Below are 25204 nucleotides of genomic sequence, written 5' to 3' on the forward strand. Positions count from 1 at the left end.
TTTAGAAGTTATGTTTAATACATTGGATAAAAAAGGCTTTTTAATTATGTATGGTAGTAATTGAGAAGGAGGGTGAAAGTCCTATGATAGAAAGTGTTCAGCGGCAAAGTGAAAAGTTTGATGGATTGGCTAATGATTATGATCGTCCTCGCTATCCCCTTACTTTATTTAAAACCATGCTCCATCCTTTTAAGAACAAAAAGCATTTGTCCATTGTGGATGTGGGTGCTGGGACAGGCATCGCATTAGAGGGAATTGTTAAATTTTTAGGAAATGAGCACCAATATCATGCTATCGATGTATCGGCAGATATGATTAAGCAGGGGCGAAAAAAATTTCCTACGGTGCAGTGGTATCAGGGCCGTGCCGAAGACCTATTGCCTCAAATTGGCGAGGTTGATCTTGTCATTGCAGCGCAAGCGTTTCAGTGGATGGATCGTCCCAAGTTGCTTTGTCTTGTGTCAGATCAACTTCGAGTCAATGGTGTCATGGCGGTTATTCAAAATAATCGTGATTTCAGGCATAGCGAATTTCTAGAGTCTTATGAGACATTGTTAGAGAAAATGAGTCCGAACTATTCTCGGTATTATCGTAATTTTGATTTTTTACAGGAAATGAGTGGTGGCTTTGGGGTAGATCCAGAAAAGATTTTTTTTCATACGCACAATTGGACGATGATGATCCCATCTGAAGCTTTTATTGGAATGAGCCGCTCTTCAACGCAAGTGCAACGCGCTATTGCTTGCTATGGGGAAGAATATTTGCGGCAATTAGTCGCATTGATAAAGAAATATGAAGTGCAAGGCAATTTGGAGCTTTTGTATCGAAGTGAGCTCTATATGTATGCAGGATAATCCGATATCGATGATTGCTTTTGCTTTTTTAGCACATCAGAGTAGGCGGTATTCAGGAAATTAACGCCTTATTAAGGCAGATTTTGAGGGGGATGCTTTTTCTTCAGCACTCAAATTGACATCTTATTATATCTGATTTTCATTGTTCACTTGATATGAGAGAGTTTAAATAGAAAATTTATGCAGTGCATTATAGTATCGAAGCGCTTTTTTTACTGCAGTTTAACAACAGATTATTTTATAAAATAAGAAGAGGTAGATTGAATAGAAATATTTGATAATTCTTTGTTTTTATGATTGTTTTTTGTTATTAAATGAGAGTGTTTTTAATAAATTTTGACAAAAACAACTGAAAAAGTACAAAAAATTATCATAATCAGAAATTTGTAGTAAAAAAGGTAATGGCTTGGAAGCACCTTTAAAAAACAACTCATTTTGAAATTATCTCTAAATTCAGATTCAATATAACAAAAAAGTAAAATATAAATATGTTATATGGAGCATTTCTCTTTTTTGAAGATATAATATAAAAACAATATGTTAATTAAAATTTTTGATATAAGAAAACTTCTTTTATTTTTATTTTAAATAACGAGTTAGGGCGAGTCTTGTGTGGTTTTATTGAAGATGTGTTTTTCAAGGTTTAATCTGGCGCTTTAAATACAATTTTAGAAGTCGCAAATAAGCTCAATTTCTTCTCTGTTGTGATGTGTTGAATAAGTTTTTTAATTTTCTATAGAGTTTGATTTTTGCAATCATGATAGATTGTGACAGCTATCTATTTAAGGTTTTTATAAGTTTAGTAAGAATAGCTTGATAATAAATCCATTGATTTTTTCATCTTTACGCTTCATAAAAGAATAAGCCTGCACCATCCACACTTTCATCTCCCAATGTTGCGACAGCTCTTGACACGGCTCATAAGAGGAGTAGTCCTTTTTTGTACAGTTTATCCATACGCCAATTTCGCTTATGACGTGCAAGCGAATGGTTTTGATTGATTCAACATACACAGATTTGGAATGAGAGAGTTTTAAGATATTCCGCTCTCTCATTCAATATGAATCATGCTAGATTATGATTATAAATTAAAGCTTTATCTATTTTTGAAATCCATGACTTGGTTGTGTTTGTCAATATTTCATTTTCATTTATCGTAAACTATTCTACTTTTGGATAATAACTCCATTGTAAGGAATACCTTTAAGAAAGCATTCTCGCTTTAAAGAGTCGTTATAGTTTTTTTTGTTTTATAGAAGGATCAATAATGCTAAACGTTATACTTTGATAAAAAAAGAAAGTAAATTATGACTATTATACTGAAACCGAGCGAGGTGACGCTTAGTGAGCTTGCAGCTATTTATTTTAATGGTGAAGTGAGTAAACTTCATAATGACACGCATTTAGCTATCGAGAAAGGGGCTCAACGCATTGCTGAAATTGCTGCTGGAAGTGAGCCTGTGTACGGTATTAATACTGGTTTTGGGAAGTTGGCTTCCATTAAAATTGATGCGGACGATGTCGCTGTTTTACAGAGAAACCTTATTTTGTCCCATTGTTGTGGGGTAGGAGAGCCTTTAGCTGAAAATATTGTGCGTTTGATAATGAGCTTAAAGCTTATCTCTTTAGGAAGAGGGGCTTCAGGAGTTCGTCTAGAATTGGTAAATTTGCTGGAAAATATGCTTGCAAAGGGCGTCATTCCTGTCATCCCTGAAAAAGGGTCTGTTGGTGCTTCAGGTGATCTAGCTCCACTTGCTCACATGGCGGCTGTTATGATGGGAGAAGGAGAAGCATTTTTTCAAAATATTCGTATGAGTGGGGCGGTTGCATTAGAGAAAGCGGGATTGTCCCCTATTATTTTAGAGGCAAAGGAAGGTCTAGCTCTTATTAATGGAACTCAAACATCAACAGCCCTTGCACTTGCTGGTCTTTTTCGAGGTTATCGGGCATTGTGTGGTGGATTGTTGGCAGGGGCTTTGACGACAGATGCTATCATGGGATCAACGGCGCCATTTCATCCTGATATCCATATTTTACGAGGACATTATGGGCAGATTGCTGTATCGAAAACATTAGAAAAGCTTGTAGAGGATTCAGAAATTCGTGCAGCACATTTACGGGGGGATGAGCGTGTACAAGATCCTTATTGTATACGTTGCCAGCCACAGGTCATGGGGGCATGTTTTGATATTTTGCTGGCAGCAGCAAAAACACTGATTATTGAAGCAAATGCTGTTACAGATAATCCATTGATTTTAAGGAATGGTGAAGTTGTATCAGGTGGGAATTTTCATGCTGAACCTGTAGCGTTTGCTGCTGATCAGATTGCTCTTGCTTTATGTGAAATAGGATCTATTTCTCAACGGCGTATTGCTCTTATGGTTGATCCAGCAGTTTCTTATGGACTTCCAGCTTTTTTAGCGCATAATGCGGGTCTTAATTCAGGTTTTATGATTGCTGAAGTAACAGCGGCAGCTTTAATGTCTGAAAATAAGCAAATGGCCCATCCTGCTTCCGTTGATTCAACCCCAACTTCTGCCAATCAAGAAGATCATGTTTCAATGGCTTGCCATGGAGCGCGTCGGTTATTGGTAATGAGCGAAAATCTTTTTACACTTATTGGCATTGAAACGCTTGTTGCAGCACAAGGAATTGAATATCGTGCACCTTTAAAAACAAGTACTTTTTTGCAATCCGTTATGGAATGTCTACGAAAAAATGTTGCTTCTCTTAAGGAAGATCGATATCTGGCTCCAGATCTTCATCAAGCACATATACTTGTGCGTGAAGGGCACTTATTATCTGTTTTACCAGAAACAATTTTTCCTTCATTAAGTTTTCAATAGTATTTGTTTGAAGGTCAATGCTGAAGGGCGGATATTGAATTTTAAAACTTTCTCATATGAAAATATAGAGGAGCGATACAATATTTGAATTATTTAATAAATCATATATTTATTACTGTATATATCTGATTTTTGTAGTTAACTAGATATTATGTTATTTTATAGAAACTATAAACTTAAAGCACCTATATTTTCTGATTTATATCAGAAATTTTAATATAAGTTAAATAATATCCACGAATTATATATTCGTGATATTATATTTCTATAAATATAAATATAAATATAAATATAAATTATAATATATGTATTGTATCGAGTAAAAATAAAAGTTTTATTTTATATTATTCTTATTTGTTAATACTTTATGAATTTTATAGTTCATTTTTGATATTTAAAATAAAAAAGGAGAAAGGAATGTTTAAAAGTGCTAAATTATGTGTTTCAATAACAGTTCTTTTTTTCTCTCAAATTCTTGAGATTCATGCAAATTTTAGGAGAGGTAGCTTTCCAGAGGAAGTTTTCATTATGATAGTGGCCCAAGAGAAAGAGCCTCTTATTTCAGCGAAAAACAAAGATTTTATTGCTATATCAGGGCAAATTCCCAGAGGTAAGGAGAACGCTATCATCGGACCAACAATCAAAGATGCTCTTTTTACCGTATATTTTTTTTTCATTGGAAAGCTTGTCGTTAAGGCAGCTGGAGTCCTTAAAAGATGGGTTGTAGATACACTTTCTCATACTTTTGAAAACTTGCGAGATTCGTATTATCATTAATTGAGCTATTCAATTGGCGTAAAAAGTTTTTTTATAAGCTCAAAGAGAGTTGGCTTAAAGTAACAAAAAATTAATTGTATGCATAGTTAATGTGTTTGTTATGAATTTTTAGGCTTCTATTTCAGTGCACTGAAATAGAAGCCTAAAAGTTTAGATTACATTAAGGTTAATTTTCTCTGTAAAAAACTAGAGAATACGAAATGAATTAAATGACAATTATGAAAAAATTCATTATCACTTTATTTGAATAAAATAATACGAAATTGTAGGCTATAAAAGCTGAATAATTCGCAATAAAAGTATTTTTTCATTGTTTAGAGCAAAGTGTTGGACTGGCTGGTCTTCGATGTTTTTTGAAATATATTTGTGAAAGAAACATGAGGCTTTATTTCTCATAGAGCTGTTATCGTGGTGTGGATTGTCAGCATTTCAAAAAGTAAGGAAAGAAATGGCAATAAATGAACTGAAAAGAGGGATGAGTAAGCGCCAAGTTATTTTTTTAGCTCTTGGTTCTGCTATTGGAACAGGTCTTTTTTATGGGTCTGCACAGGCAATTAAGCTTGCGGGTCCCAGTGTTTTGATTGCCTATTGTATTGCTGGTTTAGCTATTTTTATGGTTATGCGGGCTCTAGGAGAGATGATACTTCATAATCCATTGCCTGGTTCTTTTGCTCGTTATGCGGCAAATTACATATCACCATTAGCAGGTTTTTTAACGGGATGGACATATGTATTTGAGATGATTCTTGTTGGTTTGGCTGATATTACAGCTTTTGCGACTTATATGGGGTTTTGGTATCCTGATGTTGCTCCTTGGGTATGGGCACTGAGTATTACATTAATCATCACAGGTATTAATTTAGCGGCTGTAGAAGTCTATGGTGAACTAGAGTTTTGGCTATCTTCTATTAAAGTTATCGCTATCATTGCGATGATTATTTTAGGAATAGCAATTATTTTTTGGGGGTGGGGTGAAGGTGCAGATTTTTCTACCGTTACTGTTCATAATTTATGGAAAAATGGTGGACTTTTTCCCAATGGTTGGTTTGGTTTTTTAGCTTGCTTTAGTGTTGTTGTTTTTGCTTTTGGTGGCATAGAAATCATTGGCATGGCAGTTATGGAAGTTCAAAACCCTCATCAAACGATTTCAAAGGCAATTAATTCTACTCCAGTTCGTATTTTGCTTTTTTACGTCATGACGTTAGCTATTTTAATGTCTCTTTATCCTTGGAATGAGATTGGTCTCATGGATAGCCCTTTTGTATCCATTTTTGAAAATCTTGGGATTTCATATGCAGCAAATATTTTAAATATTGTTGTTGTTACAGCGGCTATTTCAGCAATGAATAGTGGAATGTATGGTGCTTGTCGTATGATCCATGGTTTATCGCAGGAAGGTTATGCTTTAAAAAAGTTTCAATATTTATCAAAAAACGGTATACCAGTTTTTGTTATTTTGATGATCTTCGGTATTTTTCTTCTTGGTGCTGTCCTTAATTATTTTTATCATGAAAAGCTTTTTTTTCTTATTGCTGCAATGGCAACATTTGCGACAGTTTTTGTTTGGATGATGATTCTACTTTCACAATTTTTTATGCGAATTAAGATGCCTAAAGAAGCTCAGAATGGTTTAAAATTTCCCATTCCATTTTGGCCAATAGGATCGATTTTTTCTATTTTATTTATGGTTTTTATTTTTATTCTCCTATGGTATTTTGATGAGACACGACCAGTTTTAATTATAGGTGTTATTTGGATTGCTTGGCTTGTTATTTGTTTCTATGCACTTAAACTTTATAATTTTAAGCAAAAGAAGCTGAATAAAATGTGAATAGAGAAAAAACTCAAAACAAATAGCTGATGTCATCAGGAGAACAGGTGTTTGATTGTTTTCTCTAAAGGTTAGAACAATCTAGATTGAAAAAATCTGCTCGTTATTATTTTGCTTTGGAAGTTTTTGTGAGCCATTGTTTACGGTAACGACAAAATCATATAAATATTAGGCGTTTTTTTGATGGTGAGCTGTGCCATCAATATAAGTCTTTCAGGTTAAAATGCCTAACAGTGCAAATAGATTTTACCAGATACATGATTATAGGCAGATATCTTTTTCTAAACGTATTAATGAAGTTCTGTTTCACGAAAGAAGTTATTGTAAGAATTGTTTTTTAGCTCTTTAAAAAATTGGTTGTTTAAATTTTGTTGTTTAGAAAATTACTATTGCTTTTAGAAGCGAAGATAAAGTTCTTTATGTATTTTTTCTCAAAGAGGATTGGCGTTGGTAGAAAATAGTGGATAACAAAGTTACATGAGGCATTGTATCATTGTTTTTACAAAAACTTTAATAAACAGCAGCAAGGTATTACAATAAAATCTCATAGAAGAGTAAATTAAAGAGAACAATGAACGTGTGACAGTTTTACGATTCTTATTGCTCTCACAAGAGGAAGGATCAAACTTATTTTTTTAATATTGATACAAGAGTAATTTTTATCACAAGTGGAGGCGGACAAAATGCACTCCGCAACTGTATTTCGGTGCAAAATTATTCGATATTACCATAAAAGGCGCTCAAGAACACTACAACCAGCAAAAAAATCATCGAAAAGTGGCTTTTTACACGAGAAATCTTCCAATAGCTCTGAACACACACAACAACAATTCTCTCTATCCTTGAGGCAACAGGCAATGTTGATATGGATGTACAATGAGATGTTACGATTATTGCTTCTCATCTGATTTCTGGTCAAGATATCAATGTAATGGGGGAAAGTATGACGATTGTTGGCATGACAGACCATCATAGCAGCCATTCACAGACGCATGAAACAGGTTTTGATGGGAATAAATTTGACTTTGTAAGCAGAATTATTGGCGGTAATGGCTATACCTACGAAACGATACCTGCTGGCAGTAACGTTTGGATAGAATGGTAGAGAGTGGCTACAAATCCCATAAATCCCCATACCTGTCTTGGAGATGCGGGTCCAAAATGCCAAAAATTTTATGGCACATCTCATTTAGAACAAAAGCCTTGAATTAGATCATGGAGTAAAAAATGAAACACATCGTAAAATTATTAAGTGCTGTAACTTTGTTAAGTATAGCTGGATGTCAGTTTAATAAGCCTCCTTCAGGATATTTGACTGCTTGGGAAAAACCAGGAGCAGATTTTACAGAGATAGGAAAAGGCTTGTTAGAATGTGGTATGCCAACTCCTTATGATGTCGATCCAGAAAACAGAAAGCAGAGCATCAATGCAAAAGCAACAACTTATGCTTGCATGCTTCAATCAGGTTTCCGCTATAAAGATGAAGAGGTAGCAAGAGCGGGTGGACCATGTTATACTTTTAGAGCTGAAAACTTGCCGATTTGTCGTTCAGGCGCTGTCATCCCGAGGCGCAGTGTCAAGAAGCGCTTGAACAGCCCTTTTTGTAAAAAATATAAAAATGCACCTGAATGCAAACCTTAAGTCTTGCTGTTTGTGACGATCACAATCCCTACCTTCATGTTTCTCATACCCGTACGCGGGGGGCTTAATTCAGCATGTCAATGCTATTTATTTATGGGTACCACAACTGTTGGCGCAATAATATAAAATATCTATTTTGGTTATAATCAAAATATTGATAATAATTATAAGCATATCGTTGATAGATAGATGATTTTAGTAATAATTTTACCGTATTTTTGATATAATAATTATGGCATAATCTTCGGAAAGATAAAAATAATATAGGTTGATAATGTTCATCATTGTTTTGGAAATAAAAAACAGCATGTAAAATAATTTATAGATTGTTTCGTAATATCAAAATTACTCAAGGATAGGAAAATGAAGCAGATTTTAAAATTATTAAGCGGGATAACCTTATTTGTTATGGCTGGATGCTACCCTGAGCAGCCTTCTCGAACAGCTGTAGATGCATGGGAAAAATCCGGTGCTGATCAGCTTGAGATCAAAAAAGCTCTGTTAGAATGTGGAATACAGCATCTTGATGGTCGTCTTGATACAGAAATAAGTACTGATGAGAAATTCAATGCTGAGGAGTCTGTGAATGCATGTATGATCCAAGCAGGTTTCCAAGATAAATTGGGAAGAATGAAGTGGTGTGAGAAATATAAAAATCTTCCAATTTGTCAGCCTGATGCAGTTATTCCTCAGCGAAGTGTCGAGAGGCGTTTGAATAGTCCTCATTGTGAAGAGCATAAAGAACAACCTGAATGTCAACCTTAAGTATTGAGGCTGCTGTAATCAAAAATCCTTCCATTCTTGTTTTTGTATGGGGGGTGGGATTGTTTCTTCAATATCTATATGCTAACAAAAGTCATCTTGCGTGTGAGTAAATATTAGAAGACTTATCAGTCTTTCTATCGTAAATATTGACGGAGGGGGAAATGAAAAAAACATTGAAATTATTGAGTGCTATAATTTTATTAAGCTCTGCTGGGTGTATTAGCAAACCTCCCCCATCGACGTTAGAATTATGGGAAAAGTCCGGTGTCAGTAAGTCTATGGTCCAACAAGCACTGTCAAAATGTGGTTGGAAACCAATCTACGCTTCTTCTGAAAATATGGATTCGCGTGCAAGTGATTTTGCAGCAGTTTATGAGTGCATGACTAAAGCAGGTTATCGGTACAAATTACAAGATTCAAAGGGAATCTATTTTTCATCAACGCCGCGAAGTGATTCATTTTTAGTCAATTTAATGGTAGCAGGGTATCAGCAGGTTATGGACAATGATACTTTTGGTGTAACCAATTCGACACAACAAGAGCGAGATTTGATGTTACGTTTTGAAAATGATAAAAAGCGCCAGAAAATAAAAAAAGCTTTGCACAAGTGATCATCAACAGTAGAACGTTAATTTTTAAAGCAATAATTAAATAAAAATATTAAACGGGAGAAGAGAGAAATATAGCTCTTTTGTCTCTAATGTAGTTATATTCATCAGCTACGAGATTGGCAATAGTGTTGTTGTCAGATGATGCTAGCGGAGGATAGTGAGTTGTTGTTTAGAGAAATTTATTCAATATAAAGAATGGCAAATAATAGCTTTGCTAAAATATCTTCTTTAACGATAATAAACAGATAGCTTTCATAGAGCTAATTTTGATGAAATTTTATTTTGGTGTTTTTTAAGTTCAGAATGGTGAGTGTTTTACTGTATTTTAGATTTTATCAAAAGATCTAAAATATTACATTTATTAATTCAAATCATTGATGATAGGGTATTAGGAGAAGTTTTTTATTTATTCAAATTTCTTTGTTAGATATCTAGCATTTTTAATATAGAAATTGTGTACATTAGCTTATACATTAGTGTGCAATTTCTTGTTTTTTTGTTGTAGTTGAAGAGATGATGCGGTTATAGATTTCGTATACTGTATCTTTTTGTGCTGTGTTTTATTAAAACGTTTTAATCGTTTAATCTTAAAAGTTATTCTCATTTTGTTGTATTTTTATTTTTTGGTGGTGAGATAAATTGAATATTATATCTCTTCAAAATTCGCATTTTTTCACGTTTTTTTAAGATTGGTTTTTTGGCCTTTTGTAATTGCAGTTTCCAGCGGTTTTTGAGATGCATTCTTTAAAGGGATTTTCATCCTAAATGGTATTTTTAAACTTTTTGTTCTTTCTTTACATAAAACACAAAACATATTATTGAATGCTGTAATTTATCATAAAAAATAAAATAATTTTGTTTGTTTTATTCTTGTTGTGTTTAATTTGTGGTTTATTTTTTTGCCAGCATTTTTTGTTTTTGTTGAAAAAAGAAAGTTTTGAAAAACAATGATAATCAAGGTATCTAACAATCACTTGTATTCGTGCGTTTTTACAGCAGCTATTTTTTCTTTTTTGTTAAATATAAATATTGAGGCACATTCTCATTCATATACATCACTGTCATGTGACAAAAACAAATTACCTTATGAATGCAGTGATGGTTCAAAGCATACAATTAGTGATAAAGTATATAAATTCACGGCGCCTGTTAAAGAAACGAATGGGGAGGATCGTTCTCTCATGTTACCTGCTGCTATAGTAGTGCAGGAGCCAAATACAGTTATTCAGGCAACGCGTGTAGAGGTTGAAGGGACTGCGGGTATAGAAGATATTTATGGTGTTTTTGTATCACGAGGGGGAAAAATTGTTTTGAGCGATTCAGCTTTTAAAAATGTATCAATAGGTCTTAAAGCTGATAATGGAATGATTGAGGTTGATCGTGGAACAATTGAGGCTTTTCAGATTGCTGCTTATGCAGAGAAGCGAGGAGCATCTATTACGTTAACGAATACAAAAATTAAAGTGGAAGGTTTGGGTATCGGTCAAGAGAGTGCTCTTTTCGTTAGGGCTGATGCGGGTATTCAGATGAAAAGTGGATTTATTGATGTGAATGATGCTGCTGCGCTTTATGTGGGGAGAGGGGGGAGTGCGACTTTAGATGGTGTTACCATTGCTTCAAAATATCAAAAAACAGAAGACAAAGAAAATACAAATGAAAAAATTACACCTACAGTTTTCAATGTAAAACATCAGGGTTCTGTTTATGTAAAAAATACGAATATTATTTCTACGGATGTTCATGTTTTAACAGTTGGACAAGATTCTAACACACCATCCAATAATGGCAGGGAAGGAAATATTTTAATTTCACGGGTTAATATTGAAGATTCAACAATTAAAGCAATAGGTAACAAACATGGTATGTATTTTGAGAGGGATGAGGAAAATGATGCGTATGAACAGGGGCTTGTCTTTTTGAAAAGGACGATTTTTGAGGTTCCAGATGGGACAGCTGTTCATAGCCATAACAGTCGTATTTATATTGGAGTAACAGAAGGTACAAAAATTTTTGGTGACTTATTATTAACAGCTGAAAAGGGGGGAAGTGTAGCGATTTTGGCTAATTCTTCTTCATTGATAGGAGGGACTCGTGTTGCCGATGATTCTATTGCTGAGCTTTATTTAACAGGGGGATCAAAATGGTTTTTGACAAAAAGAAGAGAGATCGATTTGCAAGTTGCAAACCGTACAAGTTCGTCTATTTCATTTGTGAAAGTTTCTGATAGTTTTATTGCTTTTGAGACTCCAATGTTTCAGGAGTATCAGACACTTCATATTGGGAAGGGAGAAAAAGAAGTTTATAGTGCGCAAGATAGGGCAGATATTTATCTCAATACGCATCTCAGTAGTGATGGTTTGCTCGATAATACAAAAACTGATCGGCTTTTAATACATGGTGATGTTTCTGGAAAAACAACAGTTTATGTGCAATTTGTTGCAGAAAATCAGGGTGAGATAGCAACCGGTGAAAATGCTCATAGTATTTCACTTATTCAGGTTTCTGGAAAAGCGGCAGAGGATTCTTTTCAGTTAAATCGTGCTTATATCGCATTAGAGGGTTTGCCTTACCAATATTATCTTCATGCTTATGGTCCAGCTTCTGCTCTTGGAAATGCACAAACTTCTCAAAGATTGGTTGAAGGAGATGGAGATTTTTGGGATTTCCGCCTTGAAAGTAAATATATTCAGCCTGCTTTAGAGGTGTCTGCTATTCCCCCTTCTGAGTTAAAGGTCAGAGAGGTTGTTCCACAAGTTCCGACCTATCTTTTGTTACCAAATGCGTTGTTTCATGTTGGGCTCATGGATATTAGTCATCAACAAAAGCAGTTGCAAGTTAGGCGGTCTATTCCTCGTAAATTATTAAAAGTTGAAGGGAACTTTGCTTTATCTGTCCACGGTTATGGTGGGAGTTATCGTTATGTCTCAGATCTTTCTACACTTAAATATGGGTACGATGGTCATGTTGATTATAACGCTATAAAAACAGATCTTTTGCTCAAAACAATAGAGCGTGCATATAGTACGACATCTTTTGGGATTATGGGAACCTATGGAAAACTTTCCTTACAACCTCATAATGTGGAACAAAGTCAAAAGAGTACATTTAATAAATGGTCATTTACGGCATATGCTAGTGTGAAACATTACACTGATTTTTACGTAGACGGTCTTTTATCTTATGGTTTGTTTAAAGGGGATGTGCTTACCTATGCTTGGGGTAAGACGGCGACATTAAAAGCAAAACCTCTCAACGTTTCTTTTTCTGCTGGTAAAGTGTCTATGATAGGACGTGAAGGTCTTATTTTTGATCCGCAATTTCAGCTTATTTATCAACATCTTCAATTTGATAAGTTTCGTGATATTGACGGATTTGATGTTGAGATGAAAAAAATAGATCAATGGTTTATGCGTGTTGGTGGGCGTTTAAGTAAAACATTTACAGCCTCTGAAAAGGATCGTATCATTTCTTTTTATGGCACTATTCATCTTGCTCATTGTTTTGATAAAGAACAATTTGTTCATTTTAAAGATGTTTTTCAGTTGAGTTCTTTTGGTTCTTCCTTAGAAGTTGGCTTGGGTGTCAATTCACAGTTTTCTTCTAAAGTTACACTTCACAGTGATCTTAGCTATCAGCATAGGTTAACCAAGGCTGGTTTTTCTGGAGTTCGTTTTTCTGGTGGATTGCGCTATCATTTTTAAGCAATCTTTTTAAAAATAATAAATGTGATTTTCGAAGTCTTGTTCTACTATCGGAATTAAAACCATTGTTTGTGCAGAATTTTTTAATAATGGTACCATGTGCTTTAATAAATATGAAAATATCATGTTGATTTATTTTTATCTACTATAGCATTTCTCAAATGTTTTAAAAAATTTGTCCATCTGATAAACAGATTAAAATGAGAAAATCCTACAATATCGGGGTTCTTATTCAATATGAATAAAGATAAATTATCATTATAAATCAATGTTTTGCCATATGATGCTTAAGGTGTCATCGAGCCATTTGTGGTAATTGCGTGCTTCTTCGTTTGAGTTATGAACAGAGAAAATAAAACCAGGATATCCACCAAATGCTGGTGGAGGTGGTGAAAGATGATTGGTTTCAAAGAAAATGATAGTTCTGGCGGTTTGAGGATGCTGTGCAACCTTATCTAGACCTAAAAATCCAGAAAACCGTCCATGACCACGAAGAGGAATAATATAATTTGCCGCCACTTTTTCAGCTGGGAGTATATCGGGAAGGTCTGGGGTTTGTTCAGCTAAAGCGGCATTCATACATAGTTTTGCAAATGAAATCCCTGTACCTTGCTCAACAATAAAATGGGAGACACCCGATCCACCTATACGAGCGCCAATCTCAATGATATAAGGTAAATTATGAGCATCTAGGCGTAGCTCTACATGGGCAGCACCTATATTTATACCAAGAGCTTTAACTCCAGAGCATGCAGCCTCACATAAAGCAATAATTAAAGGATCATCTATATCACAGCGTTGACGATAAATTGTTTCTTCAAACCATGGTCCCTCAGGCTGTCCCTTGTCTCCAATGGCCAGAACGTGTACACCTGCTGTATCAACAAAGCATTCTACGACAAACTCTTTTCCTGGCAAATACTGTTCTACTACTAAACCTACAGGTTTATTTTTATCATTAAAACGTGCCATGTCTTTATGCTGAACATTCCATACGGCTTTAATGAGATCAGGAAGTTCGGCGGAATTTTTAGCTAACATTACGCCTGTACTTGCCCATCCAGAGACGGGTTTAATAACGAGTGGATAATCCAAGGCTTGTGTTTGTGATAGGTCTTCTGGATGATCTATATAAAAGAATCCTGGTGTTCTTAAGCCTGCTTTAGCGAAAGCTTGACGCATGAGATATTTATTTCTGGTTAATGCTGCTACTTCTGGTTCAATACTTGGAGTATTGATTTTTTTTGCAGCCAAAGCTGTCCATAGGATGGCTTCTTCGCGAAGGGTCATAACCCCAGAAATATTGCGTTCTTTTGCTTCCGTTGCAAAAGTGTCTAGAGCTGCCTCTGGGTTATCAAAAACAGGAAGTTGCCAAGTTGAAGTTACTGCTGCGGGGTGTTGAGAGGGAACGCTTTCAGCGGTATCATAGATCATTACTAATTCGATATTAGCTGCTTGTGCTGCTTCAAATATAAATGGTAATTTTGCATTGCGCTGGCAAACTAACGCGAGTTTTTTCATTTTGTTTCCTCATTAAATTTGGAGTTTTGAGAATGGCGTTTATGTTGCCATGTAGATACCTTTGATGCATCTATAAATAAGAGTGTCATCCCTATAACAACTACAATCATAGCAATTATTTTGATCATATTGAGAGAAGGGCTCGAGCCGATTATCCATTCACATGCAATCACTGCAAAAGGGGATAATACGCCGATAGTGTTGGCGTATAATACGCCTCCTTCGGCTAAAACTTTTTGATATAATACGTAAACTGGTGCCGAGCAAACAGTTCCTAAAATCAATATTTTAAATATATCTTCTAACTTAAGATAGAAGAGTGGGGCAGGATCAAAAATAAATAATGGCATAAATGATGCTGCAGAAATTGTCGTGATCCAAGCCAGTGAGGTGAGCAAAGGTAGATTTTTAAGATAACGTTTAGACAATAAGCCATAAGCAGAATAAGAAAGTGCTGCTGTTAAAGCAAGAGCTATTCCTATTAGGTTGTATCCACCTTCTCCACTGTTTATATTGAATGCCACAGCTGCTACACTGACAATTATCACTCCACTAAACTTCAGCCATGAGAATTTAAGGACATTTGTCAATGCACCTAATATATAAGTAATTCCTGGAATAGTAGCGAGCACCATGGTTAAATCACTGGCTTTGAGCGATTTTAATGCACCAAAGCTGCATACAAAATACAGCGAAAATCCTAACACTGAGAGAATTAAAAAAGAAGGTATCATGGAAAGCAATGGTAGGGATCTGAAAACAGCTTTCTCACGAAATATTGCAATCAGCCATAAGGCAGCAGCGGTGGAAAACAACCTAAGTCCAACCGCATGCATGACGGGTATATTGCTAACCAAATTCTTAGATAATAACCAACTTATGGAAAACAATGCTAGAATGGCAAAAGTAAATAATAATAATCGTCCTTTTATAAAACTCAATGATTTAATCCTCTAATCACTCGCTGTGCATAATATGATGTTGAAAAATTAAATCGTGACTGTGAAGTTTGCGGCTTACCAAGATTATTTTGGATATAATCTTTAGCTCCTGCCAAATAAGCGTCATCATCTAATGCTTCAAGTGCTTCTATATCTGCTATCATCAATATTATTACTTTTTCAAGACGCTCCAAATCAAATTGAAGATAACCTTGATTTGTTTCAATCAATGCTTTGTTCCGCATCAATATTTCAAAAAGCAAGATCCCTGTACCAGCATCGAATGTCATATGCTGATCAGAATCTTTTGGATAACGAAATATGCGTTCTAATAGGATAAATTCAGTTATTTCTTTCCAAAATTTTGGATGATTTTGTAGCATAATACGCACTGTAATTAAATCAACTTTAGTTTCTTCTAGAAGACCTGTAAACCAATTTAATTTTATATACAGATTTTTATCCAATGGCCGCGGTCCGGTATGATGTGCATAGTCATGATAATAGCCCCACAAACAGCGAGCATCGTAAATGTCTTCTTTAGATAAGTTACGACTATGCAATTGACCGAACAGGAATTTACTATCTCGACCGAGTAAACGTTCAGCTTCCACAATTGTTTGCTTGTTGTAAATATCAAAGAATTTACTGAAAAAAAAACAAAGCAAATGCTTGCTTATCAATTTTTTGAGCAGCTGCTACAGATTCTGGGAATAGAACAATGCAATTGCCTTCTAAAAAACCTCTTGATGCTATTCCCATTTTTATACATTGAAAAGGTGATAGATAATTATTTGTATATTTTGAGGCGTCAGCAAGATAGGCCGTTTCATGACGATATCCTGTAACTAATTCCAGCCGGAATCCTTCTGGATCAGGTCCATTTGTTGCACGCATTGGAGCCAAGAAAAACAAGGGAGCATCTGGTAATGGGGCTTTGAAAGCAGCCAAAGTATTATCAAATTTAGGAGGGGTCGTTAAACCGCTGATTATCCACTGAAGAAGATCATCAGAAATGGTCGCTAAAAGTTTTGGAGATAATCCGTCAAGAATATTGGCATGGTGGTTCAGCAGAGTGATCAATTCATTGATCATATTATTATCTGCTGAAGTTGGTTCTTTAATGCTCCCATTTCGTTCTTGGCGCATACGGAATTTGTCTGCTAAGTTAACAATGGAAAGAAGCACTTCAGATTTTTTCATGATTAGTTGACTTTAGTGAGTGGAGCAAAAAGGCCATTGGCATTTGTTCAAAATTTTCGATAATATTCAGCTTATAGCGATTTGCCGCAACCGATGTTGTGATACAAGCATCTGCTTTTTCAGCCTTACAAAGAACGGCTGCATCAGCATTGCTGTTGGCAAATACTTTGTCATATTGATGAGCTACCAGAGATTGTGGGGCAGGATGAGTCGCTACGGTTTTAATTTCATCAGCGTTATTGCGTTTAGCTAAAACCATAGAGTGAGTAGGCATGATAAAGCTGTCAAATAATTGCATATCACCTAAACGGGTAAATATGAGTGTATGCAAATCAGGGTAAGCAGCACAGCTTAAGAGATATCCATCCTTTTTCTGAGCAAGTTCATTAAATGCTTCTTCAAGAGTTGCGTATAAGATAATACGGGATCTCGAGTCAGTGGACAAAATATTTTGATTGTGATTATCAAGCCACCACTGTGCTGCTGCTGCACAGTTAGTATCTGCAGGGCCAAGTGTATAGATAAAAGTATTATTTTCAGATTGCATGATCTCTATTCTTTTAATTATGCGACTAAATTTAAATTAGTGTGATATGATAGAGTATATCAAGAACAATGCGTTAAGTAATTTAGTGCTTTATAAAATAATGTATATATGAAAGAAAATTTACAATTATAATTTTGTCTGTTCATTATTCTATCATGCCGTAAAACAGCGTCTTTTAGGGGAGTAATTGAGCAGAAAAATTCTATGCAGGGTATTTATTGGATATGTTAGAGAATTATTGAAATGGTTAAGCGAAGGTGAATGACACGTAAACCGTACTGCTCTATCATTTTTTGGATGAGCAGCGTTTTTGAATCTGTTCATATTGATAATACTACTGTAGGTGAATAATAAGCAAATTGGTAAGGCGTGGACATCTTTGCCATAAAACTCAATATGTTTAGTTTCTTAATTAAGATAATACTTTTAGAAATTGTTTTACTATTATGATTGTATTAAATATATAAAAGGCAATCATCATTGTCTTGTTTGTAAAAGAAACATGAAATATAACTCTTAAGTTAGATTGAGATTGGCAAGATTTTTTTCTTCTTTGGAATCGTTAAGAAGGTCAGATTAAACCTTATTCAAGCTACAGAACCTAAAGAAACAGTCGTTTTTTTTTGAAAAGATCAGAGGTAAACAAATATGCGTGAGATTTTGGATCATGTTGATATGCCATTGAATAAGAAGAGTTCTGTTCAAAAGGTTCAAAATCTTTCATTCCAATCACACCCAAAACGGTTTTATAAGCAAGTGAAGATCGCTTGTGAGGAGGGCGGCTTTACGATTTTGTTGGATGAACGTCCTGTAAAAACGCCCGCAAGGCGTCATTTTCATGTGCCAACAGAAGTGTTTGCTGAATATGTTGCTCAGGAATTTGAGAACCAAAAGCACGTTGTTGATCCTGCAAAAATGCCGATGACGCGTTTGGTTAATACTGTTATTGATGGTATCGCTGATGATATGCAGGCGGTTTTTGAAGATTTATTGCGTTTCGTTGCAGGTGATATGATCTTTTATCGTGCACAAACACCTAAAGAGTTGTTGCAAAAACAATCTGAACAATGGGATCCTTTATTAGATTGGGCTGAAAAAAAACTAGGTGCAAGGTTTTATTTGACAGAAGGGCTGATGCATGTGGAACAATCACCAGAAGCACTTCAAGCAGTCAGTAATTATTTACGTAGAGTTGAGTCTGCTTATATGCTTGCTGCACTTCATATGATGACAACATTAACGGGATCTGCTCTCATTGCTCTTGCTGTTGCAGCGGGAAACATTGATGCTGACCATGCTTGGTCTATTGCCCATTTAGATGAAGATTGGATGATGGAGCAATGGGGAACGGATAAAGAAACAATGGTATGTCGTGCTCATAAAAAAGTTGAATTTAATGCTGCTGCTACAATTGTTACAACTTGTTTATAGGGGAAAATCTTTTATTTACGTGCATTCTTTTCGCTCAGAGTATTTTTGTGACTTTTTGAGGATTGGTTTTTACTTTATCAAGTCCAGGAAATAGTTCATTGGTTATGGTTAAGAGCGCTTCGTCATTGCCACGGATAAAATACCATTGGTTATCGTGAAGTAGGGCAATAATTTCAGTTTGAATAGAGCATTTTTTTCCATCATTTGTTGTGGTTACAAGCTCCACGGGTATAACAAAATAAGGGGTACCATTATCAAGGGTACCTTCACGTTTTTGTTTTTGATCAATGTTGATCGTTTCAATCTTGTAACTTTCTGCCAACCGTTCTATTTGGCTTTTCATGATTTGTAGAAATTGTGATTGGTTAAGATTTTTTTTGGCGGTTAAGCGGTTGATGACTTGGGGAGGAATAGCATTTAAGATGGCATTTGCATCGGCATTTTTAAGTGCTTTACTATAAGCAGATGTTGCTTTCTCAAGAGTTGTAAGTTTTTGGTTGGTTATTGTATGTGCTTTAGTTGTTGATGTGATAAAGACAATGCATAAAAGAACGGGAACGAGAAAACAAATTCGCGGCATTAGAAACCTTTGTTAATTCATTTGAAGAGATTCAACACATTATAAAGGAAAAGCGGACGAGCAAAAAGCCTCTTGCGCTTTTGCATGAGAAGAATATCCACAAAAATGGAGGCTTTTGCCTCCATTTTTAAAATCAAAAGAATGCGTATTGATTGTTTAAACAGAATAGTACATATCAAATTCAACAGGATGGGGTGTTGTTTCGTAACGCAAGACTTCTTGCATCTTTACTTGAATGAAGGAATTAATCTGATCATCATCAAAAACGTCGCCAGCTTTAAGAAATCCACGATCTTTGTCAAGTGCTTCAAGCGCTTCACGCAGGCTTCCTGAAACAGTAGGGATTTCTTTAAGTTCCTTTAAGGGAAGATCATAAAGATCTTTATCCATAGCATGTCCGGGATGAATTTTGTTTTTGATGCCATCAAGACCAGCCATTAAAAGGGCTGCAAATGCCAAATAGGGATTTGCTGTTGGGTCTGGAAAACGAACTTCTACGCGTTTTGAATTTGGTGAGGAGCTCATAGGAATACGGCAAGATGCAGAACGATTACGTGCTGAATAGGCAAGAAGAACAGGAGCTTCATAACCAGGAACCAAACGTTTATAGGAGTTTGTGGATGGGTTGGTAAAAGCATTTATTGCTTTTGCGTGCTTAATAACACCACCGATAAAAAACAAACATGTTTCTGATAGTCCAGCATATTCATTTCCTGCAAAAATGGGTTTGCCATCTTTCCAAATGGAAATGTGGACATGCATTCCAGAGCCGTTATCACCAAAAACTGGTTTTGGCATGAAGGTTGCTGTTTTCCCATAACTGTTTGCTATTTGATGTACAACATATTTAAAAATTTGCATCTTGTCAGCCTCGCGAACAAGTGTATCAAAACGAATACCCAATTCATGTTGGCCTGCTGCTACTTCGTGATGGTGTTTTTCGACCTGTACGCCCATATCCTTGAGTGCTGTGAGCATTTCAGAACGCATATCTTGGCAGGAATCAATCGGCGGAACAGGAAGGTAGCCTCCCTTTATTCGTGGGCGATGCCCTAGATTTCCTGTTTCATATTCCGTATCATCATTAGAGGGAAGTTCACTTGAATCGAGTTTAAACCCTGTGTTGTAAGGGTCCGTTTTATAGCGCACATCATCAAAGATAAAAAACTCTGCTTCTGGACCCACATTGATTGTATCTCCAATGTTTAAAGATTTCATATACACCTCAGCCCTTTTGGCGATAGAACGAGGATCTCTACGATAAAACTCACCAGAGACAGGATCAAGTACATCACAAAATATGACCAAAGTAGATTGAGCAAAAAAAGGATCAATATGTGCTGTTGCTGGATCTGGCATTAAAACCATGTCAGATTCATTAATTGTTTTCCAACCAGCAATTGAAGAACCATCAAACATGACACCATCACTAAAAGTATCCTCGCTGATCTCTGCGATATCCATTGTAATGTGATGCAATTTTCCTCGTGGATCAGTAAAACGTAAATCAACAAAACGGATTTCGTTGTCTGTAATCTGTTTGATAATATCTGATGCGGTTGTCATATTCAATTTCCTTAATATGGCGTTGAGGTGGATAAAAAAGTGAATTTTCCTGTTATTTATTAAAGGGCATCGATACCGGTTTCGTCTGTGCCTATACGAATTGCATCATCAATGGAAAAGACAAATATCTTTCCATCCCCTATATGTTTGGTTTGAGCTGCTTTACGTATTGCATCAACAGTTTGTTCCAGTTTTTCATCGGACACAACAATTTCAATCTTTACTTTAGGTAGAAAGTCAACAACATATTTCGTACCACGATAAAGTTCTGTATGTTCCCTTTGACGACCAAAACCTTTCGCTTCTGTTACTGTAATACCATGTAACCCAATTTTTTGAAGCGCTTCTTTCACTTCATCAAGTTTGAAAGGTTTTATAATGGCTTCAATTTTTTTCATGCTGAAATTATCTCCAACGTTATTTTGTCTTTTTAGACTGCATCACATTATATTGACAACTGTAAGATGTCCAACAGATACTTTGTGCACAAAAAGTCGAAAATAATGACACTCTATGCTCTGTTAGGAGAGTTTCTTTTGTAGAATACAGCCAAATACTGTTTTTTGGGAAAAAAACTTACAATTCTTATACAGAATTCAAATAATATAATAAAAGAGTTTTGTTTCTTTTTTATTAGATAATATCTTGACTTATAAGGATAATTAGACGCTCTCCACATTGAATGAGAAACTCTAATAGCGTAAGATTTTCTCATTTTAGATCTTTTTATCGTCAATCAATCAAAACGATACTTTTATATATCATAAATAGTTATGAGTGTGTGGATAACAACATTTGAAAAAAGAAATAAAATGCTTTTTATGAAAGCTTTCGATAATTAAAGGCTTTACAATATTAGGGAGTAGGGAAGACAAATATTGGAAAAGAGTGTGATGATGCCGATTCATAAATGTAAAGATGGTGGTGTATAATAATGAGTTTATCATTATAGCATTCATAGGAGCCGTTGTGAAATAGGCTTGAGAGCATTGAGAAATGTTTCTTTAAAACAGATGTGGGAATTGGCAACGCAAATATATTCCGTTTGGGGCGTTTTGTTCCTTCGTGAGGAATGTGATCTTCATTAAGGAACGCGATAAATAAAAGTGTGAAGCAATGGCAATCTTCATTATAAGATATTGCTGTGGATGCCTTGGAAAATCATAAAGATAAATTAAAAGGAAATGGAAATATAGAAATTTATTTATACCCTTAAAACTTCATATTCTTCCCAGTTTAGGTTGTCTGGTCGTTTCAGGTATAAACAAAACAGAGAATAAATACGCAATTATGTGCGCGTTCCTATTTGGCAATACGACAACTGAAACAGCTTATAAAGCGCTAAATTGTTTTTAGTCTTTGCTTCAAACGTGTTGCACCACTGGAATTAGGTGTTGGTTTACAGGTAATAATAAAAGTACAGGCTTTGTTAGTATGCTGTATTTTACAATAGAAAGCGTTTCTAAGAATTAGAATTATAGAGAGATGGGCGCAGTAAAACATGTTTTAGAAATTTTCCCGTATAGGAAGCGGGAACCTTAATGATGTCTTCAGGGCGTCCAATTGCAACAATTTCACCACCGCGATCTCCACCTTCTGGTCCTAAATCAATAATCCAGTCGGCTGTCTTTATAACATCAAGGTTATGTTCAATGACTATAACTGTGTTGCCTTGCTCGACTAGTTCGTGAAGCACTTCAAGAAGTTTGGAAATATCATGAAAATGTAAACCTGTTGTCGGTTCATCCAAAATATAGAGTGTACGTCCCGTTGTTTTACGAGAAAGTTCTTTCGCAAGTTTTACACGTTGTGCTTCCCCACCAGAAAGTGTGGTTGCTTGCTGTCCTACTTTTATGTAACCCAATCCTACTTTAATGAGAGTTTCCATTTTATTATGAATAGCGGGAATAGCTTGGAAAAATTCCTCTGCCTTTTCAATTGTCATATCCAAAATATCGGCTATAGACTGTCCTTTGAATTTTATTTCTAGTGTTTCTCGGTTATAGCGTTTTCCTTTACAGACATCGCAAGTAACATAGACATCCGGTAAAAAGTGCATTTCAATTTTGATGACTCCATCACCTTGACATGCTTCGCACCGTCCTCCTTTAACATTAAATGAAAAACGCCCAGCTTTGTAACCGCGGGCTTTTGATTCTGGAAGATCGGCAAACCACTCACGAATCGGTGTAAAAGCACCTGTATAGGTTGCGGGATTAGAGCGTGGGGTGCGTCCAATAGGAGACTGGTTGATATCGATGACTTTATCAAGAAATTCTAATCCTTCAATTTTGTCATAGCTGGCAGGGCTGTGATGAGAGCCCATGATATGATGTGATGCTGCTTTGAAAAGCGTTTCAATAAGAAATGTTGATTTTCCTCCTCCAGAAACACCAGTTATGCATGTGAAGATTCCAAGAGGAATATTCGCATTGATATTTTTGAGGTTATTGCCTTTGGCGCCGATGATTTTAAGTGTTTTCGTTTTTGATATTTTGCGTCGCTCTGTCGGCATTTTAACAGCCATTTTTCCTGAAAGGTATTGGCCTGTGAGAGAGGCTGAATTTTCTATAATTTCCTGCGGTGTTCCTTGCGCTATGATTTCTCCACCATGAACGCCTGCGGCAGGCCCCATATCGACAACATAGTCTGCTGTGAGAATAGCATCTTCATCATGTTCAACAACAATAACTGTATTGCCAAGATTACGCAAATGGCGCAGCATTTCCAACAGGCGTTCATTATCGCGTTGGTGTAAACCGATAGATGGTTCATCTAAAATATAAAGAACGCCTGTAAGACCAGAACCAATTTGGGATGCCAACCGAATGCGTTGGCTTTCTCCCCCTGAAAGCGTTCCTGAATTTCGAGACAAGGTAAGATATTCCAATCCTACATGATTTAAAAAAGCCAAGCGTTCACGAATTTCTTTTAAAATACGTACGGCGATATTACGTTGTTTTTTTGTGAGATATTGATGAACATTGGCAAACCAATCATCTGCCTTTAGAATAGAAAGATCTGATATTTGCCCAATATGCATTCCGTTTATTTTTACAGCAAGTGCCTCTGGTTTTAAACGATAACCGTGACAAGCTGGGCAGGGCGAAGAAGACATATAACGTTCGATTTCTTCTCGAGACCAAGCAGAATCGGTTTCTTTCCAGCGTCTCTCCATATTAGGGATGATTCCTTCAAAGGGTTGGGTAGTTTTATGCGAACCAGAATTATTTTTATAGATAAAAGAAATTTCATCTCTTTTTGTACCGTAGAGAATAGCCTGTTGTGCTTCATTAGAGAGTTCACACCATTGATCTGTGAGTTTGAAACCGTAAGCTTTTCCTAATGCTTCTAAGGTTTGTTTATAGTAAAGTGAATCTGACTTAGCCCAAGGGGCAATGGCGCCATTCTTGAGGGTAAGATTTTTATTGGGCACAATTTTCAGTGGATCCATTGCTTTTTTTATGCCCAGTCCATCGCAGAGAGGACAGGCGCCAAAAGGATTATTGAACGAAAAAAGGCGTGGTTCAATTTCAGGAATAGAAAAACCCGATACAGGGCAGGAAAACTTTTCTGAAAAAATGAGCCGTTTGTGTGTATCATTTTTTGATTTATGAGCAGATTCCTTTGTTGTTTCTTTTTGTGCTAAGGGTTGGTCTGCCATTTCAGCAATGGCAAGCCCATTTGCTAGCTGTAAACAGGTTTCTATACTATCAGCCAAGCGAGAGGTGATATCCTTCTGTACAACAATGCGGTCTACCACGACATCGATGTCGTGTTTATATTTTTTATCCAGAGGTGGAATATCAGGGATTTCATAAAACTTGCCATCAACTTTAGCGCGTTGAAATCCTCTTTTTAAAAGTTCTGTTAGCTCTTTTTTATATTCTCCCTTTCGTCCTCGCACCAAAGGGGCCATAATAAAAATTCGCGTTCCTTCTGGTAAGGCCATAATTTGATCCACCATTTGGCTTACTGTCTGGCTTTCAATAGGAAGTCCTGTCACAGGAGAATGAGGAATACCAATACGTGCAAAGAGAAGACGCATGTAATCGTGGATTTCAGTAACGGTACCTACTGTTGAACGAGGATTGCGACTGGTTGTTTTTTGTTCAATGGAGATAGCTGGAGAGAGACCGTCTATGCGGTCGACATCGGGTTTTTGCATGACTTCCAAAAATTGGCGTGCATAGGCTGAAAGGCTTTCGACATAGCGGCGTTGTCCTTCAGCGTAAATTGTATCAAACGCTAAGGATGATTTCCCTGATCCAGAAAGTCCTGTTATAACAATGAGTTTATCACGAGGCAGATCGAGATCAATATTTTTAAGATTATGCTCACGTGCACCGCGAATGGAGATATATTTTTGATGAGTCATACTTTATCCTT

Annotated in this window: 19 protein-coding genes; 10 read left to right on the forward strand and 9 right to left on the reverse strand. The window is 35.9% G+C overall.

Annotation, left to right across the window (positions count from 1 at the left end):
• The first annotated feature begins 83 nt into the window (after positions 1 to 83).
• The 9 genes from ACFINR_RS05005 to ACFINR_RS05045 all read left to right on the forward strand — a co-directional run bounded on the left by ACFINR_RS05005 (position 84) and on the right by ACFINR_RS05045 (position 13026).
• Positions 84 to 854, forward strand: a complete 771-nt coding sequence (locus ACFINR_RS05005; RefSeq protein WP_375652835.1) for a class I SAM-dependent methyltransferase — start codon at positions 84 to 86, stop codon at positions 852 to 854.
• A gap of 1307 nt (positions 855 to 2161) precedes the next feature.
• Positions 2162 to 3700 (forward strand): histidine ammonia-lyase, encoded by a 1539-nt coding sequence (gene hutH / locus ACFINR_RS05010; RefSeq protein WP_375629031.1) that lies wholly within the window; start codon positions 2162 to 2164, stop codon positions 3698 to 3700.
• A gap of 387 nt (positions 3701 to 4087) precedes the next feature.
• Complete coding sequence (locus tag ACFINR_RS05015) at positions 4088 to 4477, forward strand: hypothetical protein (RefSeq protein ID WP_375632399.1); 390 nt, start codon at positions 4088 to 4090, stop codon at positions 4475 to 4477.
• A 448-nt stretch (positions 4478 to 4925) separates the two neighbouring features.
• The gene (locus tag ACFINR_RS05020; protein ID WP_375613124.1) at positions 4926 to 6308 is read left to right on the forward strand and encodes an amino acid permease; all 1383 of its coding nucleotides are present in this window, start codon (positions 4926 to 4928) and stop codon (positions 6306 to 6308) included.
• 943 nt (positions 6309 to 7251) lie between these two features.
• Entirely contained in the window at positions 7252 to 7413 is a 162-nt protein-coding gene (locus ACFINR_RS05025) for a hypothetical protein (protein WP_375613123.1), read from the forward strand.
• A 122-nt stretch (positions 7414 to 7535) separates the two neighbouring features.
• Entirely contained in the window at positions 7536 to 7949 is a 414-nt protein-coding gene (locus ACFINR_RS05030) for a hypothetical protein (RefSeq protein WP_375613122.1), read from the forward strand.
• 363 nt (positions 7950 to 8312) lie between these two features.
• The gene (locus tag ACFINR_RS05035; protein ID WP_375652841.1) at positions 8313 to 8714 is read left to right on the forward strand and encodes a hypothetical protein; all 402 of its coding nucleotides are present in this window, start codon (positions 8313 to 8315) and stop codon (positions 8712 to 8714) included.
• 161 nt (positions 8715 to 8875) lie between these two features.
• Positions 8876 to 9325 (forward strand): hypothetical protein, encoded by a 450-nt coding sequence (locus tag ACFINR_RS05040; protein WP_375632396.1) that lies wholly within the window; start codon positions 8876 to 8878, stop codon positions 9323 to 9325.
• A 947-nt stretch (positions 9326 to 10272) separates the two neighbouring features.
• Positions 10273 to 13026 carry an autotransporter outer membrane beta-barrel domain-containing protein gene (locus ACFINR_RS05045; RefSeq protein WP_375652845.1) on the forward strand — a complete coding sequence of 918 codons (2754 nt, stop codon included), beginning with the start codon at positions 10273 to 10275 and terminating at the stop codon, positions 13024 to 13026.
• Between the two features lie 258 nt (positions 13027 to 13284).
• On the opposite strand, the gene ACFINR_RS05050 is transcribed toward ACFINR_RS05045, so the two are convergent.
• From ACFINR_RS05050 to ACFINR_RS05070, 5 genes are read right to left on the reverse strand one after another with little or no spacing between them, the layout of a single operon-like run.
• Positions 13285 to 14547: an acetyl-CoA carboxylase biotin carboxylase subunit family protein gene (locus ACFINR_RS05050; protein WP_375652849.1), complete on the reverse strand. Its 1263-nt coding sequence runs from the start codon at positions 14545 to 14547 to the stop codon at positions 13285 to 13287.
• Complete coding sequence (locus ACFINR_RS05055; protein WP_375652852.1) at positions 14544 to 15488, reverse strand: DMT family transporter; 945 nt, start codon at positions 15486 to 15488, stop codon at positions 14544 to 14546. Before ACFINR_RS05055 ends, ACFINR_RS05050 begins: the two co-directional genes overlap by 4 nt.
• Positions 15485 to 16102 (reverse strand): DUF6421 family protein, encoded by a 618-nt coding sequence (locus tag ACFINR_RS05060; RefSeq protein WP_375652856.1) that lies wholly within the window; start codon positions 16100 to 16102, stop codon positions 15485 to 15487. Before ACFINR_RS05060 ends, ACFINR_RS05055 begins: the two co-directional genes overlap by 4 nt.
• 31 nt (positions 16103 to 16133) lie before the next feature.
• Positions 16134 to 16691: a hypothetical protein gene (locus ACFINR_RS05065; protein ID WP_375613115.1), complete on the reverse strand. Its 558-nt coding sequence runs from the start codon at positions 16689 to 16691 to the stop codon at positions 16134 to 16136.
• Positions 16678 to 17238, reverse strand: coding sequence for a prephenate dehydratase domain-containing protein (locus ACFINR_RS05070; RefSeq protein ID WP_375613114.1), 561 nt, complete (start codon positions 17236 to 17238; stop codon positions 16678 to 16680). The genes ACFINR_RS05065 and ACFINR_RS05070 overlap by 14 nt, the downstream gene beginning before the upstream one ends.
• A 648-nt stretch (positions 17239 to 17886) precedes the next feature.
• On the opposite strand from ACFINR_RS05070, the gene ACFINR_RS05075 reads away from it, so the two are divergent.
• Entirely contained in the window at positions 17887 to 18669 is a 783-nt protein-coding gene (locus tag ACFINR_RS05075; RefSeq protein WP_375613113.1) for an ATP12 family chaperone protein, read from the forward strand.
• A gap of 34 nt (positions 18670 to 18703) precedes the next feature.
• Here the strand turns inward: ACFINR_RS05075 and ACFINR_RS05080 are convergent, their stop codons facing one another.
• From ACFINR_RS05080 to uvrA, 4 genes are all read right to left on the reverse strand, one after another.
• The gene (locus ACFINR_RS05080) at positions 18704 to 19249 is read right to left on the reverse strand and encodes a hypothetical protein (RefSeq protein WP_375652860.1); all 546 of its coding nucleotides are present in this window, start codon (positions 19247 to 19249) and stop codon (positions 18704 to 18706) included.
• Between the two features lie 156 nt (positions 19250 to 19405).
• Positions 19406 to 20815: a type I glutamate--ammonia ligase gene (glnA, locus tag ACFINR_RS05085; RefSeq protein ID WP_375611514.1), complete on the reverse strand. Its 1410-nt coding sequence runs from the start codon at positions 20813 to 20815 to the stop codon at positions 19406 to 19408.
• A gap of 59 nt (positions 20816 to 20874) precedes the next feature.
• Entirely contained in the window at positions 20875 to 21213 is a 339-nt protein-coding gene (locus ACFINR_RS05090; protein ID WP_015856528.1) for a P-II family nitrogen regulator, read from the reverse strand.
• Between the two features lie 1064 nt (positions 21214 to 22277).
• On the reverse strand, positions 22278 to 25193 hold the full coding sequence (uvrA, locus tag ACFINR_RS05095) for an excinuclease ABC subunit UvrA (protein WP_375652864.1): 2916 nt from the start codon (positions 25191 to 25193) through the stop codon (positions 22278 to 22280).
• Positions 25194 to 25204 lie beyond the last annotated feature (11 nt).

The organism is Bartonella sp. AP19HLJMH (genome assembly GCF_042196245.1).
Lineage (GTDB): Bacteria > Pseudomonadota > Alphaproteobacteria > Rhizobiales > Rhizobiaceae > Bartonella.

Excerpts from the sequence above, each read along its gene's own strand:
- ACFINR_RS05005 (WP_375652835.1), top strand. The coding sequence starts at position 84 with ATGATAGAAAGTGTTCAGCGGCAAAGTGAAAAGTTTGATGGATTGGCT.
- hutH (WP_375629031.1), top strand. The coding sequence starts at position 2,162 with ATGACTATTATACTGAAACCGAGCGAGGTGACGCTTAGTGAGCTTGCA.
- ACFINR_RS05020 (WP_375613124.1), top strand. The coding sequence starts at position 4,926 with ATGGCAATAAATGAACTGAAAAGAGGGATGAGTAAGCGCCAAGTTATT.
- ACFINR_RS05025 (WP_375613123.1), top strand. The coding sequence starts at position 7,252 with ATGACGATTGTTGGCATGACAGACCATCATAGCAGCCATTCACAGACG.
- ACFINR_RS05030 (WP_375613122.1), top strand. The coding sequence starts at position 7,536 with ATGAAACACATCGTAAAATTATTAAGTGCTGTAACTTTGTTAAGTATA.
- ACFINR_RS05035 (WP_375652841.1), top strand. The coding sequence starts at position 8,313 with ATGAAGCAGATTTTAAAATTATTAAGCGGGATAACCTTATTTGTTATG.
- ACFINR_RS05040 (WP_375632396.1), top strand. The coding sequence starts at position 8,876 with ATGAAAAAAACATTGAAATTATTGAGTGCTATAATTTTATTAAGCTCT.
- ACFINR_RS05045 (WP_375652845.1), top strand. The coding sequence starts at position 10,273 with ATGATAATCAAGGTATCTAACAATCACTTGTATTCGTGCGTTTTTACA.
- ACFINR_RS05050 (WP_375652849.1), bottom strand. The coding sequence starts at position 14,547 with ATGAAAAAACTCGCGTTAGTTTGCCAGCGCAATGCAAAATTACCATTT.
- ACFINR_RS05065 (WP_375613115.1), bottom strand. The coding sequence starts at position 16,691 with ATGAAAAAATCTGAAGTGCTTCTTTCCATTGTTAACTTAGCAGACAAA.
- ACFINR_RS05070 (WP_375613114.1), bottom strand. The coding sequence starts at position 17,238 with ATGCAATCTGAAAATAATACTTTTATCTATACACTTGGCCCTGCAGAT.
- ACFINR_RS05075 (WP_375613113.1), top strand. The coding sequence starts at position 17,887 with ATGCGTGAGATTTTGGATCATGTTGATATGCCATTGAATAAGAAGAGT.
- ACFINR_RS05080 (WP_375652860.1), bottom strand. The coding sequence starts at position 19,249 with ATGCCGCGAATTTGTTTTCTCGTTCCCGTTCTTTTATGCATTGTCTTT.
- glnA (WP_375611514.1), bottom strand. The coding sequence starts at position 20,815 with ATGACAACCGCATCAGATATTATCAAACAGATTACAGACAACGAAATC.
- ACFINR_RS05090 (WP_015856528.1), bottom strand. The coding sequence starts at position 21,213 with ATGAAAAAAATTGAAGCCATTATAAAACCTTTCAAACTTGATGAAGTG.
- uvrA (WP_375652864.1), bottom strand. The coding sequence starts at position 25,193 with ATGACTCATCAAAAATATATCTCCATTCGCGGTGCACGTGAGCATAAT.